Source organism: Methanobacterium bryantii, assembly GCF_002287175.1.
Classification (GTDB): Archaea; Methanobacteriota; Methanobacteria; order Methanobacteriales; family Methanobacteriaceae; genus Methanobacterium_D; species Methanobacterium_D bryantii.
This window is the reverse complement of the sequence record NZ_LMVM01000023.1, coordinates 47,275-63,934: the sequence shown is the minus strand read 5'-3', so window position 1 is coordinate 63,934 and position 16,660 is coordinate 47,275. Positions and strand designations below refer to the sequence as shown.

The following is a 16,660-nucleotide window of genomic DNA, read 5'->3' as shown; positions in this document are numbered from 1 at the left end:
ATTAAATAATGAAATATATAATCTTAAAATTACATTAAACATTCTAGAGAAGGAAGTTGAATTATATGGGTAATTTATTTGCAGAAAGAATGAAAAGTGTACATAAATCATTTATCAGGGAAATATTAAAGGTTACAGAAGATAAAAACATCATTTCATTTGCAGGGGGTTTGCCGAATCCTAAATCTTTTCCTGTAAATGAAATAACTGATGCAGTATCAAAAATTCTGTCTCAAAATGGGGATGAAATTCTCCAATACAGTACAACTGAAGGATATTTGCCCTTACGTGAGTACATTGCAGAAAGATATTCAAAAAAAGGCCTAAAAGTCAGTGCTGATGAAATATTAATTACAAATGGTTCACAGCAGGGGATAGACCTTGTCAGTAAGGTTTTTTTAAATAAAGGGGATAAAGTTCTCCTTGAAAATCCAACTTATCTTGCTGCAATACAGTCATTTGGATTATTTGAACCTCAATTCATATCTGTCCCTCTGCTTGAAGATGGTGTAGATATAGATTCACTCCAAAGGATACTGGACGAAAATAAAATAAAAATGTTTTATTCAGTTACAAATTTCCAGAACCCCACTGGAATAACGTATTCAAAGGAAAAAAGACAAAAATTAGCTGAAATTCTTAAAAATGAAGATATTGTCTTTGTAGAAGACAACCCTTATGGTGAAATAAGATTTTTAGGCGATGATATACCCCCTGTTAAGGCTTATCTTGAAGATTCTGTACTTTTCGGTTCTTTTTCCAAAATAGTATCTCCAGGAATGAGGCTTGGCTGGATAGTTGCAAACGAAGAAATAATGGAAAAAATCATTATTGCAAAGCAGGCTTTGGACTTGCATTCAAATTACTTTACTCAAAGAGCCGTTTATCAGTATTTAATCGATAATAATATTGATGAACATATAGAAAAGATTAAAGACATGTACAGAAATCAAAGAAACACTATGGTTTCCATGATAGAGAAATACTTCCCTGAAAATGTAGAATATACAAAACCAGAGGGAGGAATGTTTTTATGGGTTACTCTTCCTGAAGGTCTGTCCTCAATGGACTTATTTGAACTGGCAATAAAGGAAAATGTAGCATTTGTTCCGGGACAGGCATTTTATGTCGACGGGAGTGGAATAAATTCATTAAGGCTTAATTTCTCCAATTCAAATAATGAACAAATTGAAGAAGGTATAAAAAGGCTTGGAAATGTCATCCATGAACTCATGAATTAAAATAGGATACTGACAAAAACATTTAAAAAGGATATGGATTAATGGGGGCTGAAAACTGTGGAAGATATTGCAGATGAACTTAACCAAAAAGAAGACCACTCCAAGGACATAGCAGAAAAAGCTGTAAAGAATCCTCAATTAATTTCTATTCTTTTAAATTTGATTTCTTCAGATGTTGCACGGATAAAATTTAGATCCATAAAGGTTTTGAACATTATAAGCGGGAAAAATCCCGAAATTTTATATCCTCGCGTTGATTTTTTTATAGAATTACTGGATACTGGTAATAAAGTTATCATGTGGAATGCTATGGATATCCTGGCCAATTTAAGTGCTGTAGATTCACAGGAAAAGATTGAATATATCTTTGAAAAGTTCTATGGGCTTTTATCAGATGAATCAATGATCACTGCCGGACACGTTGTTGACAACAGCTGGAAAATAGCAAGAGCTAAGCCTGAATATCAAAAGAAAATTACAGGTAACTTATTGGAGCTTGAAAACATTCCAAGAGATCAGGAGTGTCGAAGTATTCTTTTAGGTAAAGCTATCTTATCCTTTGATAAATATTTTGATGAAATTCAGGATAAAGAGGAAGTAATTTCTCTGGTTAAAAGACAGCTTGATAGTCCGAGAAATGCTACTAAGGTAAAAGCAGAACAATTTTTAAAGAAACATTCTGGCTAATGTTTTGGAATTATATTTTGTTTTAAAAGGCTGAAAGATTTTTATATAATTACAGGGGTTAATCCTGGTGAGTTTAGGCTTAACGGCTGCGCTGTAGGTTATCCTAAAGAAATTCCACCTAAAACTTTAAGGCCTGCAGTAGGTGAAGTTACAAAGTGGAGGGATTGAAAAAATTTCTTTATGTGGGCAAACAGTTTAGAACAAAAAACTTGCCAGTACTTTAACTGTAGATAGGGGTATTTATTATATGTATTCAACTCCCAAGCAGTTAAATAATCCAACCGTTGAATAATTTTATGGATGCAGTCTATATTTTAGAAAGATCGAATCTGCTAAAGATATATCAAAACTTATCCCGGATGGAAAGTTGAAGATAGAGTCAAGTGTTTTTTTAATAAAGATAAAAAAGAAGAAATAATTATTTTTTACATTTTTAAGTGCTTTTTGGTAAATAATCATCTTCTTGTTCTATTAATTCATTTGGCTTTTTAAAAGTAGCTTTGTATGCAATTAAAAGACATATCAATACGAGGGGTACTAAAATATCTGCATATAATGCATAGCCCGCGTTCCCTGCTGCTATATTTCCGGTTTGCATTATATTGGCAATGTGACCATAGGCATCTCCAAGATAGAATGTAGATATTGCTATTACCGCAGCTGTCCAGAAATTATCCCTGAATTTCCAGCATAAAAGACCAAGAATTCCGTAGGATAAATTAGCGATTCCAACTTCAAACTGGAACGGACTTCCAGCAGGCCATCCTATGGCTGCTGCAACCATATCTGCAAAAAATACATGTCCCATAAATGCCCATATCGAACCAATTCCAACCATTACAACTAAAAACCATAACAAAAACACTTCAAATATTCTATTTTTTGTCCTTGTTTTACTTAAAAATAAATGTAAAACAGCGCCGATTAATGTCACCATCAAGAAAATATAAATCATTTCCACAGATGTTACCCCCTATTTAAGATAATATGATATCTGTAGTGCTGTATTTAAATATTTGCTAACTTTAATGAGAAATAAAACTTATTTTTAGGGATGCATTTTACTTTGAAGCACTAATAAAGCAATTAAAGCCCCCATAAGAATTGGAGGACCGTGTATATTATGAGAAAAGGTAAGAATAACTGCAAATATCAATCCTACAGGGCCCCATATTTGAATTTGGACAGGTGCTGATCTGCGATTTAATATTATCCAAACCAGCAGGGCGCCGAGAAGCCCCATTATAGCTACAGATGAACCTCTGCTGTATGGCTGCCAGAAATAACCTGCAATTTCTCCTGTAAATCCTGCGGTAAAATAGAAGATGAGCCAGCGGAAGCTTCCATAAAACTTCTCTACAATGATACCTAAAAATATGAGAGCAGAAAAATTGAATATTATCTGGCTCCACCCTTCAGGATTAATGAAAATAGGTGATATCAGACGCCACCACTGCCCCGCTAAAAGTGCATTTGGATTCCGGGATAACATATTAATTATTTCAGGGTAAAAGAACTGTAAACTGGTTGCAATTGCCGTTAAAATTAGAATCATTAAAGTTGCAACTGGTAAATGTCAATTATCAGTGCTTTTTTTATCTTTGAATTTCATTAATGTCACCAGTTTAAAATTAAATTTTGAGTCAGGATAAAATTTAGGCAATATATAGAATTAGAATTTAATGATGTGGCTTTATTGATTTAAATTGTATGAGTATGAGCGTCGGGGACGGGATTTGAACCCGCGTGATCCTAAGGATCATGGGATTAGCAGTCCCACGCCGTACCAGGCTGGGCCACCCCGACACATGATAAAAATAGTTATCCAGTAAAAAAGATGATTGTCTTTAATAGTTTATAATAGTTTTGGTTTTATCCTATTTAAAACTTGTCTGTTTTTATTATTTTGTACATCTTTTGGGTTAATTTGAATGGGCCCGTTCAAGAGTGGACAAACCTCCTGAACAATGGTGATCCAAAACCCCAACTCCGCCCCGTTGCTCCACAAGCATCAGCTGTCTGCAGTAGAGCTGCTTCTTTCCAGACCTGACCCGTTCCCACAGTTAAGACAGTTAACTTCAGCCCTACGGCTGAAATCCTGCCACCACCGATCCTGCGGGACGAGGTTTCTACGTTGAGATTCTGGGCCAATGTCCATTCAGCTTGCCGCCTCTTGAACTTCGACCGCGCCGTATAGGGGATTTGCGCTTACAGAGGACCCCTAACTCTCCAGTCTAGCCCATATTAACTTTAGGTCTAATACTATTTTAACCTTACGATTAACAACACGGCTATTTTATTACAGGTGGGGCTTTATTTATAATAATTTTGAATTTATTGCGAAATTGAGGTCAATTAATAATTACTTTTTTAAACTTCCTATTTTTTTGATTTAAGCAATTACATTAAATCCTTAGATTAATCATGATTGGAGAATTTATAAATTATTTAAATGACAAATTAGTATCATGCTAAAATTTACACAGGAAAGTGGGTAAAATCTTAGACTACCTTATTATACTTGGTGTTGCTGCAGGTATTTATCTTGCGGCTAATATTGGGGCCAATGATATTGGTAACTCCATGGGAACTGCAGTAGGGAGTGGTGTTGTTAAGATGAGGCAAGCCCTTATAGTGGGGGCTGCGTTCATGTTTATTGGAGCCGTATTTTTAAGTGGTAATGTTATTAAAACTATATCTGGGGGTATAGTTGCATCATCATTTATAACTCCTATGGGGGCTGTAATAGCCACATTGTCTGCAGGAATATGGGTTAGTATTTCTATTTTTAGGAGAACTCCTGTTTCAGGGAGCCATGCAATGGTTGGGTCTATTTTTGGATACGGAATTGTTTATGCAGGTATAACTCATATTCAATGGAATTCACTTCTTAATATCGCATTAAGCTGGATTTCATCTCCACTTTTGGGCCTTACAGTTGGTTTTGTGTTTTACTATCTTTTAAGAGTTTCACTTCTTGAGAAAGCAACCAGTATGGCTGTAAGGGGCAGATTAGAAAAAATATTCTCTTATTTGCAGATTGTGAGTTCCTGTTTTGCTGCTATGGGGGTGGGTGCTATAGATATTGCAGCCGCAACAGGTATAATGATTGCAGTAGCTGGAAGTGCTGCAAGCAGCGATATAAGAGTATTAGGTGCTATTGGAATTGTTTCTGGAATTTTAGTTGCCGGAAATAGAATTACGGGTACAGTTGGAAAAAGAATAACTAATTTGGTTCCAACAAGAGGTGTTTCAGCTCAAATAGCAGCTGCTTCTGTTATCTTACTTTTCACATTTTTAGGAATGCCTATATCTCCAACTCAAACACTTGTAGGGTCTGTAATTGGGGTGGGGCTTGCGAGGAAAACCAGAGATATTGGTGGTGATGTTGTAAAACAAATTGTATCTTCATGGGCTCTTACATTTCCGATATGTGCAGTTATATCTGGAACGCTATTTTTTGTTATATCTTCATTATAATAACTTAAAAAGAATTTTACAGTATTTGGGCATTAATTTCCCAATACTCTTTTAATATTAAAATTTTATGAAAAGCAAAAGTTTTCATGGTGGTAACTTGTATGGTTATCTAATCTAAAAATAACATAACCTGCTTTAGATGACTATTTTGATATAAGTTTAATGAATATCCAATATTAAAGTGCTCTTAATGCTTTTATTATATCTCCATCTGAAATTATACCTTTTATTTTATGATCATCCACTACAATCAGTTGATTTACAATTCCGCCACCAGCACCATATTTATTCATTTTTTTAACTGCAGTTTTCAGGTTATCTTGCGAACCTATGCAGATTACATCTTTTACCATGACTTTGTCCACTGTTGTTCCAAGTTCATATTTATCAAGAATCAGGTTATGTCCAAGATCTGTTGCTGTCACGATACCTAAAAGTATTCCATCTTCATCAACAACAGGAAGAGAACTTACCTTATATTTCATTAACTTTTCAAAAGCGAAAACAACGTCTTCATTGGGGGAAACTGTTATAACGTCCTCTGTCATCACTTCTTTAACTTTTTGTTTCTCTAACATCTTCTTCACGTCCATATGTTTTTGTAATAGTTTCTATTATACAATCAATCGTGGTTGTAACGTCAATATTTTCAATAACGGGTATATCATACTTCTGGGCCTGATTTTCAAAGTATTTATGTGTTTTTCGTATTGCTCCAAAGTAGTTCATATACCTCTTTAAGGGCCTTCGAGCCCATAACTGCCTGCACCTTGAGTAGAATCTTCCTTTATGAACTTCTTCATCCTGCAAGGTTAAAACAAACATGGCAACATTATGTTTACTTACAAGTTCTTCGTTTATAAATCCTGGAACGATATGAACGCCTTCAATGACTATACTTACTCCTTCTTTCAGTGCTCTTTCAATTACAGCTTCAACACCTACACTTACGGTATCGACATGATCTCTAAATCCAATAATTACTTCATCCAGTTCAGGGGATGGTGGAATTCTTAAAGATTTATAAGCAGTGTAACTGGATTCAAATAAAGTTGGTAACAGTTCTTTTGATACCATCTTACGCATAACTTCTCTTATGATATCGGTGCTTGTCATGTTTCTTATTCCAAGCCTGTTAGCAACTTCAAAAGCAATTGAAGATGTACCAACTCCTGAAGCTCCTCCTATTAATATAATAAGAGGCTCTTTACATGTACGAATCCGTTTCCATAGCCCGTATTTTTCAGCTACTTCTTCATTTTCTTCTTTTAATCTTGCACGGACTATTCCTACAAGGTCATCTAGACTTATAACCTTTATTCCTTCTTTTCTTAAATGTGCCTCTATTTGAGATGCGAATGTATATGCCTTATTTGGATCCATCTCTGCTCGAGTTAAAGATCGTGCTAAGACTCCTTTAGAAAAAGGCTCTCTATACTTTTTACCGCTTACTTCTCCTTCTACCATTATCATCCTCAATTTCTCACCTTTAAAATCTTTGATTTTAAGGCTGCCGAACAATGGTGTTCGGGCATTCAAAAATCAAAAATTTTCGAATGTTCGAAAATGTATAACATGCAAAAATCTTTAATTTTTGCGGTTACAAAATTCAAAGAATTTTTATAACATTTTCTCAACCTCAAATAGAATAAATGTCAATTAATTAAATACTTTAAATTTCATTAAAATGGTTTAGATCCAATTATATAATATATGCTATTAACCATCAAAGTTGATTACATGTCTATTTCTTAAGATTATTGACATAAATAATTATACTATTTTATTTTAGGGTTATGAATATAATTCCTTTTTATAATTTTAATAAAGCATTCTTAAAGATTTATGAGTTGGGGGGATATTTTTATTTCTCTTTCATCTTCATTTATGTCTATTATGCCTGCAAAACCATGAGATGCTTCTCCTGGATTGAATATAATAGTATTCTCTATTTTATCAATGGCTACTGCTTCATGTATATGTCCACACAAGTTAAGGGAAGGTTGAAACTCTTCTATTATCTTTCGAACACTTTTGCTTCCTACATGGTCTCCAGAAGGTATTAAATCAGTTTTCGTGTTGTAGGGTGGTGCATGAGTCACCAGTATTCTTATTTCCTGATTTTCAATTTGTTTCATCAGCTTTTTAAGTTCATCATATATTTCCATCTCTTCAAATTCAAGGGGCGTGTCAAATGGAGTTGGATTTGAGCCGCCAAACCCGCAAATACCTATATTTTTAATAATAATTGATCTGTTATGTATATTAATTGCACTTGAATTTTCAATTTCCCCATAAACCCCTGATGGGTCGCAGTTACCAGGTATCGCAAATGTGGGAACATTAAATGCGCATATTTCATTTAATATGTCTCCACATAACTTGGGCGGCCCGAAATGTGTTATATCTCCAGTTAAAATTATTAGATCCACAGTGTCCTTTTGAAGATAATTAAAGATTTTATGACACTGTCCGTGTATATCGCCCATAACCAGAATTTTCATGTTGTAACTCCCTGAAATATAAAAAAATTAAATTTATTTTATTTCTGGAAAAATGAAGCTATTTCTTTTAAACTTGCTTTAACGTTGTCTTGATCCCCATAAATTGCAACCACGTCATCTTCTTCAAATTCTATTATAACTCCATATTCTTCAGCAATATCATTTAACCTTTCCTCTGATAAAGGCTCCTGGAAGGTAACTTTTACCATTGAAAATCCGGAAGGAACTCCAACAGCAAATTTAGGTGCATTTTCCTCTTTTTCAACTACTCTTTCCCCTCTTGAAGCCCTCATAAGTTTATTAAGCCATTCATCTTTGTAATCTTTACCTACTTCCTCAGCAAGATCAAGAAGAGTATTTTGAACTGAATTTAGAAAATCATTTATTCTTTTTATTTCGTTTATCATGTCTGGGTTAGTAGGGTCTGCTTTGTAAAAATTTATGGTAGTTTTTGCTAATCTCACAGTTTTGGGTACTTCATCTGGAATTTGGGTTCCACGTTTTCGAAGGTCAGTTAAAAGTTCAACAAGAACTAACCATGTTTGTTCCATAGGCAGTTCAGTCATAAGTGTCCTTCCAGTATTTTTTTAGTGTTGTAATTAAGTTTTGCATCAGCTGCTTTTAGTTCTTCGTCTATTTCAGCTGTGCTTTTATATGAATCTAAGAATAAAACATGATAGCTTTCTGTACCACTTATGTTTAGAATGGCGATTTTTTCATTTTCATCAATGTTTTTCTTTTCAAGAGAAGCCTTATATTTTACATATGGTCCATATTCTTGTGGTAATTCATTAAATTTAAATATTCCAACCAGTGTAGCAATAAACAAAAAAACACCTCGAATAATTTAAGTTTCAAACTAATCAAATTCAAATTCAAGTTAAAATATAAGCCTCAAAATATTTAAAAGTTTATATATTAAGTTTAATATTTTGGTAAAATAAGAAATATATGGCCATTTAAGACAGAGCTATTTGATATTTTTAGAATAGAATATATTTACAGAAATAGAGATGCATTAATAAAACTTACCTTAAAAAATAAAAAGAGAGGGAGTATATTTATTCTCCGCCAGTTATTTCATCTAATTTTGCTATTTGTTCCAGTGCAGAGTCCACTGCTATCTGGTGAACGTCAACGGTTAAGTCTTCAGGGCTGTATCCCATTGCAAGACCTAAGAATTGAGCTAAGTGGAAGACAGGTATGTTGAATTCTTCACCGGTTTTCTTTTTAATTTCGGTCTGACCTACGTCAAACTGTAAGTGACAGAATGGGCATACGTTTACGATAGCGTCTGCACCAGCAGCTTCCATGTTGGTTAATTTATCTTTTGTGAAGTCTAAAGCGACATCTAAGTCTCTTGAACGTACTCCACCACCAGCACCACAGCACTGCATTTTGTCTCTGTAGTCTACAGATTTTGCACCGGTTGCTTCTACAATTTCATCTAAAATTGTTGGTTTTTCAGCGTTATCTATTTGGATATCTGCTGATGGCCTTAAGAAGTGGCATCCGTAGTGTATAGCTATGTTAAGTCCATCTAATGGGTTTGTAATAGCAGCTGCTATTTTGTCGAGACCTACATCGTTGTATAATACTTCTGCGAAGTGTCTTACTTTTATTTCGCCTTTGTATTCTCTTCCAACTTCAGAGAGAATTTCGTTAACTTTTGCTTTTGCTGCTTCATCGTGAGAAAGTTCGTGGTTAGTTTCAAATAATGTACCGAAACATCCGTTACATTCGGTCATTATGTCCATTCCCATGTCTTCAGCAATGGTAATGTTTCTTGCGGCTATTGAGAGCCAGCTAGTTTTATCGAATGATCCAAATACACCTGGTGCAGGGCAGCATGAAGCTCCTTCCATGTCGTTTAAGGTTATACCGAACTTTTCAAACATCATTCTTGATGATTTTTCGATTCCAGGGTATCTGTTGTTCATTATACATCCTAAGAAATATGCGAAATCAGCCATTATAATTCCTCCAAAAAATTTATTCTATTTCTCCTGTTTCCCAGTTGTATCCGATTAAAGTGTCGAATCCTGTTTTCTTGAGTATTGTTCTTACTTCTTCTAATGCTTCTGGGAATTCGTGTGTGGTTGGTGGTAATTCATTTAATCCAACTTTTTTCCTTAATGCCATTGTGGCGTCGTTTATAGGTACACCGTGTCCGGTTTTAAGTACGAATACTCCAGTCATTTTGTGTGCCTGTGCCATTTTTCCTGCCTGGGACTGCATGTTTCTTAAAATTTTAACAACATCTACAATTGCTACTCCCCTTGGGCATCTTTCCTGACATGCGTAGCAGGTAACACATTCCCAGAGACTGTCGTCTTCCATAACTTCACTTTTGAGTCCCATGAGGGATTTTCTTATGATATTCCTTATCCTGTAAGGGGTTCTTTTTCCGGATGGACATGATCCGGTACAAGTACCACACTGGTAACATAAAGCTACAGTTTCTGCACCAGCATCTATTATTTCCTGTTTAAATCCTGGCTCTACTTCTTCAGCGCGTATTAGATTTGCTTCTTTATTAAGTAAACTCATACTTTCACTTCCTTTGGGTTTGGGTTCGTCTTTTTTAGTTTCCTCAATGATTTCTGCTTCTTCTGAAGCAGCAGGTTCTTCAACATTCTCTTCTACAGCAGTTTCGGTTTTAACTTCAACTTCTGAAGGTTTATCTTCCTCAGCAGCTTCAGCTTCTTCCATTACAGGTTCAACTTCTTCTACTATAGGTGTTTCTTCTATTGCAGGTGCCTCTCCAATAGTCTCAGTTTTAACTTCAACTTCTGAAGGTTTATTTTCTACAGCAGGTTCAGCTTCTACAACAGGCTCTTTTTTAACTTCTTCTACTGCAGGGGCAGTTTGTTGTTTTGTCTCTGATTCAACTGGTTGTTTTTCCTCTTTGACGATTTCTGACAATTCAGATTCAGATTTATTTTCATCTTCCTCTTTCTCTGCCTCTCCCCCAGTTAAAAAATTTTTTAGTTTCTTTAAGGTTCTCATTCTTTTCACACCCTTGGTAACGGGTCTACGTGAAAACTTACAATTTTCATATCTAGGTTGATGATCTGTGTATATATACCTTGCGGAAATTTTGCAAACTGTAACCTTTTTGATGACACCTATCCCATTCAGAATTTTGAATTATTTTTCAACTGTTTTTCGAAAAATAAAGAAGAGATACCTACTTATCAATGATAATGTGGTAAATAAAAGGGTAGCTATGAGTAAAAAGCCGTAAAAAATGGGTGGTGATATTAACGTAACAAGAATCACCGCAAAAAGGAAAGCTCCATAATATTTACCTACTGGATCATATACTAGAACCTTAAGCTTTGATGTCAGTATAAACTGCAAAAATACTAAAATTATGAGAATCAGCAGCCAGTATGGATAGATTCCAATAATTATGAATGTTAAGAATGCGACTAAAACAAGAATAAAATCGGCAGTTATATCAAGATATGCACCATAATCTGATGAAACTCCTAATTTCCTGGCATAATATCCATCAAAAGCATCTGTAATGACTGCAAGTAAAAAAACAAGGATTGCAATTAGTTCCATGTTATTTATAAGCAAGTCTAAAAATAGAATGGATAATACAATTCTAAACGCGGTTATTCCTGTTGGAACTAAGATTAATTTGTTGATCTTCATTTTTATCCTTGCAATTAGTTATTTAAACTGGCTATACAAATATTCTATAGTGAATAACATGTGAAAATTCCCTCAAAAAATCAAAGCCTTCAAAAACCGCTGGTTTTTGATGCCCCGAAATTCTACGAATTTCGAGGGATTTTTTGGGGCATGCAAAATCCTCAAAAAATTCATAGAATTTTTTGGGACATTCAAACGCAAAGCGTTTGATGCCTGCAAAATTTTTAATTTTGCGGCCGAGGAAACAGAGTTTCCTCCGGCATCGGAAATCTATGATTTCCGAAAGGTTAGGAAATGTTTACAAAATCGTAGTTAGCAAATCTTAAAAAATCTTCGATTTTTTATGTAGAAAAATACTTTGTATTTTTCTAACTTCGATTTGCACTGTCGAAAATAATATTTTCGACGCCCCGAAAATCAAAGATTTTCGAGGGCTCCAAACACGAAGCCTACAAAAAACGAAGTTTTTTGTGGCCTGCAAAACTACGTTTTGCGGTTCAGGAAAACCTTAAGGTTTTCGGGGCGTCAAAATCAGAGATTTTAACAGTGTTTGAGAGATTTTGTAAACATTTTTCTCCAGCTTCGTTTTGTAAACATAACTTATTAAACTTATAAATTTTAAATAATTAAATTAATTACATTTACATTCTTTAAATTAAAGAGCATGTAAACAAATTTTATAATTCCCTAATCCAAAATATTTGGTTATTCACTATAAACTTTTATTTAAATACATTTACATAAGAAATGGAAAATTGATTTTTATGCTTGAAATAAAACGACATGATGGTCCTGCAAGGCTTGGAAATTATGAGGAATTAAAAACACCGGCTGTTTTTAAACCTGGTATTGAATTTAAGATTATAAAGGATGAACCAATGCCATATGATGTCCCAAAGGAACTGGCAAAATGGTCTGTTAGCCAGACAATTGAAAATGCAAAAGAAAGTAAAGAAAAGGGTATTGGAGTTATTCACGGCGGAAAATATCTGGATTTGAGAATAAAATGTGCAAAAGAATTAGATAAACTTGGAATCACCACATTTCTAGTAGCAAATCCCAAAGAGCTTATGAGACAACCATGGGATCTGGTTGATATAATAGTAAACATAAGAGAAAATATAAACCCAAACGCAGCACTATATTTTTCATTTGTAGACATTAATTTTATCCCGTTACTTGCTTATATGGGTGTAGATCTATTTGGAGACTTTTCATGCGATTTTTATGCTTATCTAAATATCATGCAAACTCCATCTGCAAACTACGATATCACTAAATATCAGATTTATGATCTGGATTTTGAAGAGCTTAAAGCGTACAATAAAAATACATTGGACTTTGTAATTAAAGAGATACAGGAAAATATCAAAAATATGACCCTCAGAAATTTAGTAGATGAGCGATGTTGCACTTCCCCCGAAGCTATGTCTGCACTTAGAATACTTGATAAAAAATATGCTGATTTTTTAAAGAAATACATGCCTTTATATTAATAAAAAAGCATTTTAAAAATAAAATTAGATGGAATACGTAGTATTCCATTCATGTTTCTGCTTCTGCAACTTCTTCTTTTTTGGATAGAATTTTTTCTAATTCATCCAGTCTTATGGCGATTGGTTCTTCTTCGTATGCGCCTGGATCTTTTTCAATGCACTCTTTAACTTTGCCCTGGATTTGTCCGGCATCTTCTACGTCAATCATACTTACGATTTCCATTTGCTGCTGGAACCTTTCTAGCCCTTCATCTGGAATGTTTTCGATGAAAGGTATTGCACCTGTTGCACCTGATATTTTTCTTTTTTCATCTAGACCATTAGCGTGTAGAGCTTCTATGCTTTGGCCTGTAATGTGTCCCTGTACTTCTGATCCGCACAATATGAGGAATCTTATGTTGGGGTTGGATATAAGGTTTGCAACCATCTTTTCGATTCCTAAGTTTTCTGTTTTACATGGACCTGCTATGGCGGCTCCGGCATCTACTGGAATTTGTTCGTTGTGTGATCCGAGTGTTGTCGCTGCTACAGGGCTTTCAGGGTCCCCGACCACATAATCTCCATTAATTACTGGCCATCCTTCTGCGGGTGATTTCTTTTCAGCCAATTAAAACACCTCCAAGTTTTTGACAGCGTGCAAAATTTTAATTTTGCAGCCCTCGAAAACTTCGTTTTCGGTGCATCGAAAATCAAAAATTTTCGACGGCGTGGGCCTTTAAAAAGTAGGATAAATAACACGCTGTTTCATATTGGTTATAAGTTATAACATTCATCTATAAAAAAGTTTAGCATAATCAAATTTAGTTAAAAATAATTTATCAATGGATAATTTAGGTTTTATTTCGTAAAAAAGTAATATTAAAAGTAGAGCAGTTAATTCTTAGTTAGTATTGTGGCATAATGATATGTACCGACTTCTTCTACTTTATTTAAGGTAAATCCATAATTTTTAACTATTTCTTCTATGTCTTCTGGTGTGATTCTGACATGTAATGGTGGGCCATGGGTACTTTCTTCTTTTTTAAATTCAACCACAGCAAATGACCCTCCTTTCTTAATTACCCTCTGTATTTCTTTCATTACAGTTTCAACTTCATTGTTTTCAATAAACCCATGTAGAACATTACCCATGTACAGTATGTCGATACTCTCATCATCTACTGGTATTTTTTGGGTTATATTTGCAACTTCAGCATTTATATTTTTGATATTCTCGCTTTTGATTTTTTCTTTAAATACATTAATTGATTCTTCCCAAACATCAACAGCGATGATTTTACCTTCATTGCCAACTATTTTTGAGGCTGTAAGAGATATATATCCATCTCCACAACCCGCATCTAGAAATGTATCTCCTTTTTTAAGTCCAACTGCACTTAAAACTCTATTTGAGTCCAGAATTTCTTTACTTGAACGTCCATGATGAAAATGTTTTTCAGATTCTGCCATTTTTTCCCTCTTTTATTCAATAATTCAAAAATTTTAAAGTTATCGTGTTTTGGTAGTATGGGGACTACTAAAATATTAAACTATCTGATGGCTTAAAAATTATACAAAAAATAGCTGTTTAAATCAATAAGATACAAAATAATTATTAAAATTAATGTCTATGACATGCGCATAAAATACTTCTGTTAAACTGTAATTAATCACATTATAACCTATAAAATTTAACAAAATTTGATTTTAATTGTAAAGATGTGATAACAAGATGTATTTGGTATTTACATCTTGTTTTTTTTCTATTTTGATAATGTGGGCTTTATTACCTGTCACATGGTTTGCTTGGGTATCCACATTTTGCTCCTGCAGCAGTTTCCCCTCGTGATCCTTTAAGTATTTTACCTCCTCCTTGGGGAGGGTTAACTATTGTTTTACCTTCAAATGTGGGTAAATCTGAATCTACCCTTGGAGTTTTGCCTTTTTCTTCTTGTTTAGTAATATCTGAGCTTGACCTTTCTTTACTTTCTTCTATCCATACTTCTGCAGTTTTTTCCTGTTCTTCCATTTCTTTTCTCTCTTTTTCTGACATATTTTTCCTTTCAGATTGTTCTTCTTTCAAGTTATCACCTCAATTGATTATATCTTGAAAATAAACTGTATCAAATTTATTTGCAAATTTAATCTTTATTAACCTTGATAATATGATTTAAAGTGTTTTAATGGGTTTTTTATCTAAAATATTGGAAATAGAAGTATTTATTTTCTAATTTTGAAGTTCAAATTATAAGTAATTTACTACTATTTATAAAAAAAGTATTAATAATTCGTTAATTATTTTAAAATTTATTTATCCTAGTTTAGCTAATGAAAAGAAGGGTTAAAATTTATTTTAAGCTTATAAAAAAGGTAAGATAGAAAAATTAATCTTAATTCTATCTTTTAACTATTATCTGGCCTTAATCTGTTTCTTGAAAATAGGAATACTCCTATAACAAAAAGAATGGCTGAAAGAACAACTGCCCAAACTATTTGATACATGATAGTATCCCAACTAACGGTATATGTCAGAACATAACGCAGCGCGTTTGCAACATGATACCATGGGAGAATATCATAAACCTGGATTTGCTGTCCCATGAAACTGCCAATTACCATCTGCGGCAGCTGGAAGAATGCACCAACCATGAATGTTAAAGGTACTGCTACTAGAGTTCCAAGCTGACCTGCCTGTGGGGGGCTTCTTGCAAAGGATGCTATGATCATTCCCAGAGATATGGAAGCTATACCTCCGATTATACCAATGATCACTGATAGTATAATTGACTCAATACCTCCCTGCCAGTGGAATCCTATCCCTATAGCCACTGCAAAGAGAATTAATACTTGTGCAGCCGCAACAAGTGACCATGGCAAAAGACCGCCAAATAGGAAATCAAATGAGGTCATTTTAGAGAGTTTCAGACGTTTAAGGGTTCCACTTTCTACTTCTCTTGTTAGTATTGTCGCTACGCTGGTTGCAAGCATTAATATTGCAAATACCATCATTCCAGGTGCAAGATAGTCAAAGGCTGTAAAAGATTCTGTTCCTGGCAATCCTTCTATTTTGCCTTGAATAAGCTGTTCTGATTGATTATTTCCATTATTTTCGATTTTAGCGGCTAATTTAGTTTGATATTCTCCTAAAACACTTGATAACATGGCTTGAGTAATTCCAAATCCGGAATAACCAGTATCACCACGGACGATAACTGTTGACGGTGTTAAAGTTGAAATAGATTTAGAGAAATTCTCTGGAATTATAATTTCTGCGTCTACACTTCTCTGTTTTACAAGATTATCTGCCTCTGCCTCTGATGTTAAAGTGACATTAAACATATTTGTATCATTTTCAGGATACTGGACATCCTTTAGCGTGTCTGTAGTCTTGTCCCCAAAGTTTATATTGGTTCCACCGGGCATTGTCACGCCCTGATCATAGTTAACTACTGCAATACTATGTGGTTCATTGTTTTCACCCATATTCCCATATGCAAATCCAAAAATTAACATAAAAAATAGTGGGAATAACAGTATAAAGAATAATCCTCTTCTGTCCCTTAAAAGTTCCTTTAAATCTTTTGAAGCTATACTCATGAATTTCATT

General features: G+C 34.2%; 18 protein-coding genes, 1 tRNA gene and 1 other RNA gene. 4 read left to right on the top strand and 16 right to left on the bottom strand.

The features are described from left to right. Nucleotides 1–89 precede the first annotated feature (89 nt). Nucleotides 90–1,241 carry an aminotransferase-like domain-containing protein gene (locus tag ASJ80_RS08890; protein ID WP_245837548.1) on the top strand — a complete coding sequence of 384 codons (1,152 nt, stop codon included), beginning with the start codon at nucleotides 90–92 and terminating at the stop codon, nucleotides 1,239–1,241. Nucleotides 1,242–1,298: 57 nt separating this feature from the next. Further along, a complete protein-coding gene (locus ASJ80_RS08885; RefSeq protein ID WP_069585309.1) occupies nucleotides 1,299–1,928 on the top strand; it encodes a hypothetical protein in 630 nt (209 codons plus the stop codon). A gap of 433 nt (nucleotides 1,929–2,361) precedes the next feature. Here the strand turns inward: ASJ80_RS08885 and ASJ80_RS08880 are convergent, their stop codons facing one another. The 4 genes from ASJ80_RS08880 to ffs form a co-directional block, all read right to left on the bottom strand. Further along, complete coding sequence (locus ASJ80_RS08880; protein WP_069585385.1) at nucleotides 2,362–2,883, bottom strand: DUF6790 family protein; 522 nt, start codon at nucleotides 2,881–2,883, stop codon at nucleotides 2,362–2,364. 93 nt (nucleotides 2,884–2,976) lie between these two features. Then, nucleotides 2,977–3,483 (bottom strand): rhomboid family intramembrane serine protease, encoded by a 507-nt coding sequence (locus ASJ80_RS08875; RefSeq protein WP_069585307.1) that lies wholly within the window; start codon nucleotides 3,481–3,483, stop codon nucleotides 2,977–2,979. A gap of 166 nt (nucleotides 3,484–3,649) precedes the next feature. After that, nucleotides 3,650–3,734: transfer RNA gene (locus ASJ80_RS08870), tRNA-Ser, on the bottom strand. A gap of 123 nt (nucleotides 3,735–3,857) precedes the next feature. Then, nucleotides 3,858–4,173, bottom strand: an RNA gene (gene ffs / locus ASJ80_RS08865) — signal recognition particle sRNA. A gap of 245 nt (nucleotides 4,174–4,418) precedes the next feature. Between ffs and ASJ80_RS08860 the strand changes: the two genes are divergently transcribed. Then, complete coding sequence (locus ASJ80_RS08860) at nucleotides 4,419–5,408, top strand: inorganic phosphate transporter (protein ID WP_245837547.1); 990 nt, start codon at nucleotides 4,419–4,421, stop codon at nucleotides 5,406–5,408. 176 nt (nucleotides 5,409–5,584) lie between these two features. On the opposite strand, the gene ASJ80_RS08855 is transcribed toward ASJ80_RS08860, so the two are convergent. The 8 genes from ASJ80_RS08855 to ASJ80_RS08820 form a co-directional block, all read right to left on the bottom strand. Beyond that, complete coding sequence (locus ASJ80_RS08855) at nucleotides 5,585–5,986, bottom strand: CBS domain-containing protein (protein WP_069585305.1); 402 nt, start codon at nucleotides 5,984–5,986, stop codon at nucleotides 5,585–5,587. After that, on the bottom strand, nucleotides 5,964–6,881 hold the full coding sequence (locus tag ASJ80_RS08850; protein ID WP_069585303.1) for a 2-phosphoglycerate kinase: 918 nt from the start codon (nucleotides 6,879–6,881) through the stop codon (nucleotides 5,964–5,966). Before ASJ80_RS08850 ends, ASJ80_RS08855 begins: the two co-directional genes overlap by 23 nt. A gap of 362 nt (nucleotides 6,882–7,243) precedes the next feature. After that, the gene (locus ASJ80_RS08845) at nucleotides 7,244–7,912 is read right to left on the bottom strand and encodes a metallophosphoesterase family protein (protein ID WP_069585301.1); all 669 of its coding nucleotides are present in this window, start codon (nucleotides 7,910–7,912) and stop codon (nucleotides 7,244–7,246) included. A gap of 38 nt (nucleotides 7,913–7,950) precedes the next feature. Beyond that, a complete protein-coding gene (locus tag ASJ80_RS08840; protein WP_069585299.1) occupies nucleotides 7,951–8,478 on the bottom strand; it encodes a DUF2096 domain-containing protein in 528 nt (175 codons plus the stop codon). Next, nucleotides 8,475–8,741 (bottom strand): DUF749 domain-containing protein, encoded by a 267-nt coding sequence (locus ASJ80_RS08835; RefSeq protein ID WP_069585297.1) that lies wholly within the window; start codon nucleotides 8,739–8,741, stop codon nucleotides 8,475–8,477. Before ASJ80_RS08835 ends, ASJ80_RS08840 begins: the two co-directional genes overlap by 4 nt. A gap of 232 nt (nucleotides 8,742–8,973) precedes the next feature. Beyond that, complete coding sequence (gene hdrB / locus ASJ80_RS08830) at nucleotides 8,974–9,885, bottom strand: CoB--CoM heterodisulfide reductase subunit B (RefSeq protein ID WP_069585295.1); 912 nt, start codon at nucleotides 9,883–9,885, stop codon at nucleotides 8,974–8,976. Between the two features lie 19 nt (nucleotides 9,886–9,904). Next, nucleotides 9,905–10,921, bottom strand: coding sequence for a CoB--CoM heterodisulfide reductase subunit C (gene hdrC, locus ASJ80_RS17495; protein WP_069585293.1), 1,017 nt, complete (start codon nucleotides 10,919–10,921; stop codon nucleotides 9,905–9,907). Nucleotides 10,922–11,062: 141 nt separating this feature from the next. Continuing rightward, entirely contained in the window at nucleotides 11,063–11,578 is a 516-nt protein-coding gene (locus ASJ80_RS08820) for a CDP-alcohol phosphatidyltransferase family protein (protein ID WP_069585292.1), read from the bottom strand. 764 nt (nucleotides 11,579–12,342) lie between these two features. Here ASJ80_RS08820 and ASJ80_RS08810 point away from each other — a divergent pair. After that, nucleotides 12,343–13,074 (top strand): archaeosine tRNA-ribosyltransferase, encoded by a 732-nt coding sequence (locus ASJ80_RS08810; protein WP_069583353.1) that lies wholly within the window; start codon nucleotides 12,343–12,345, stop codon nucleotides 13,072–13,074. Nucleotides 13,075–13,123: 49 nt separating this feature from the next. Here ASJ80_RS08810 and mtrA read toward each other — a convergent pair whose 3' ends face one another. From mtrA to ASJ80_RS08790, 4 genes are all read right to left on the bottom strand, one after another. Further along, the gene (gene mtrA, locus ASJ80_RS08805; RefSeq protein ID WP_069583352.1) at nucleotides 13,124–13,681 is read right to left on the bottom strand and encodes a tetrahydromethanopterin S-methyltransferase subunit A; all 558 of its coding nucleotides are present in this window, start codon (nucleotides 13,679–13,681) and stop codon (nucleotides 13,124–13,126) included. Between the two features lie 266 nt (nucleotides 13,682–13,947). Next, a complete protein-coding gene (locus ASJ80_RS08800; protein ID WP_069583351.1) occupies nucleotides 13,948–14,523 on the bottom strand; it encodes a class I SAM-dependent methyltransferase in 576 nt (191 codons plus the stop codon). A 316-nt stretch (nucleotides 14,524–14,839) separates the two neighbouring features. After that, entirely contained in the window at nucleotides 14,840–15,136 is a 297-nt protein-coding gene (locus ASJ80_RS08795) for a hypothetical protein (protein WP_069583350.1), read from the bottom strand. Nucleotides 15,137–15,456: 320 nt separating this feature from the next. Further along, entirely contained in the window at nucleotides 15,457–16,659 is a 1,203-nt protein-coding gene (locus ASJ80_RS08790; protein ID WP_069583349.1) for an ABC transporter permease, read from the bottom strand. Nucleotide 16,660 lies beyond the last annotated feature (1 nt).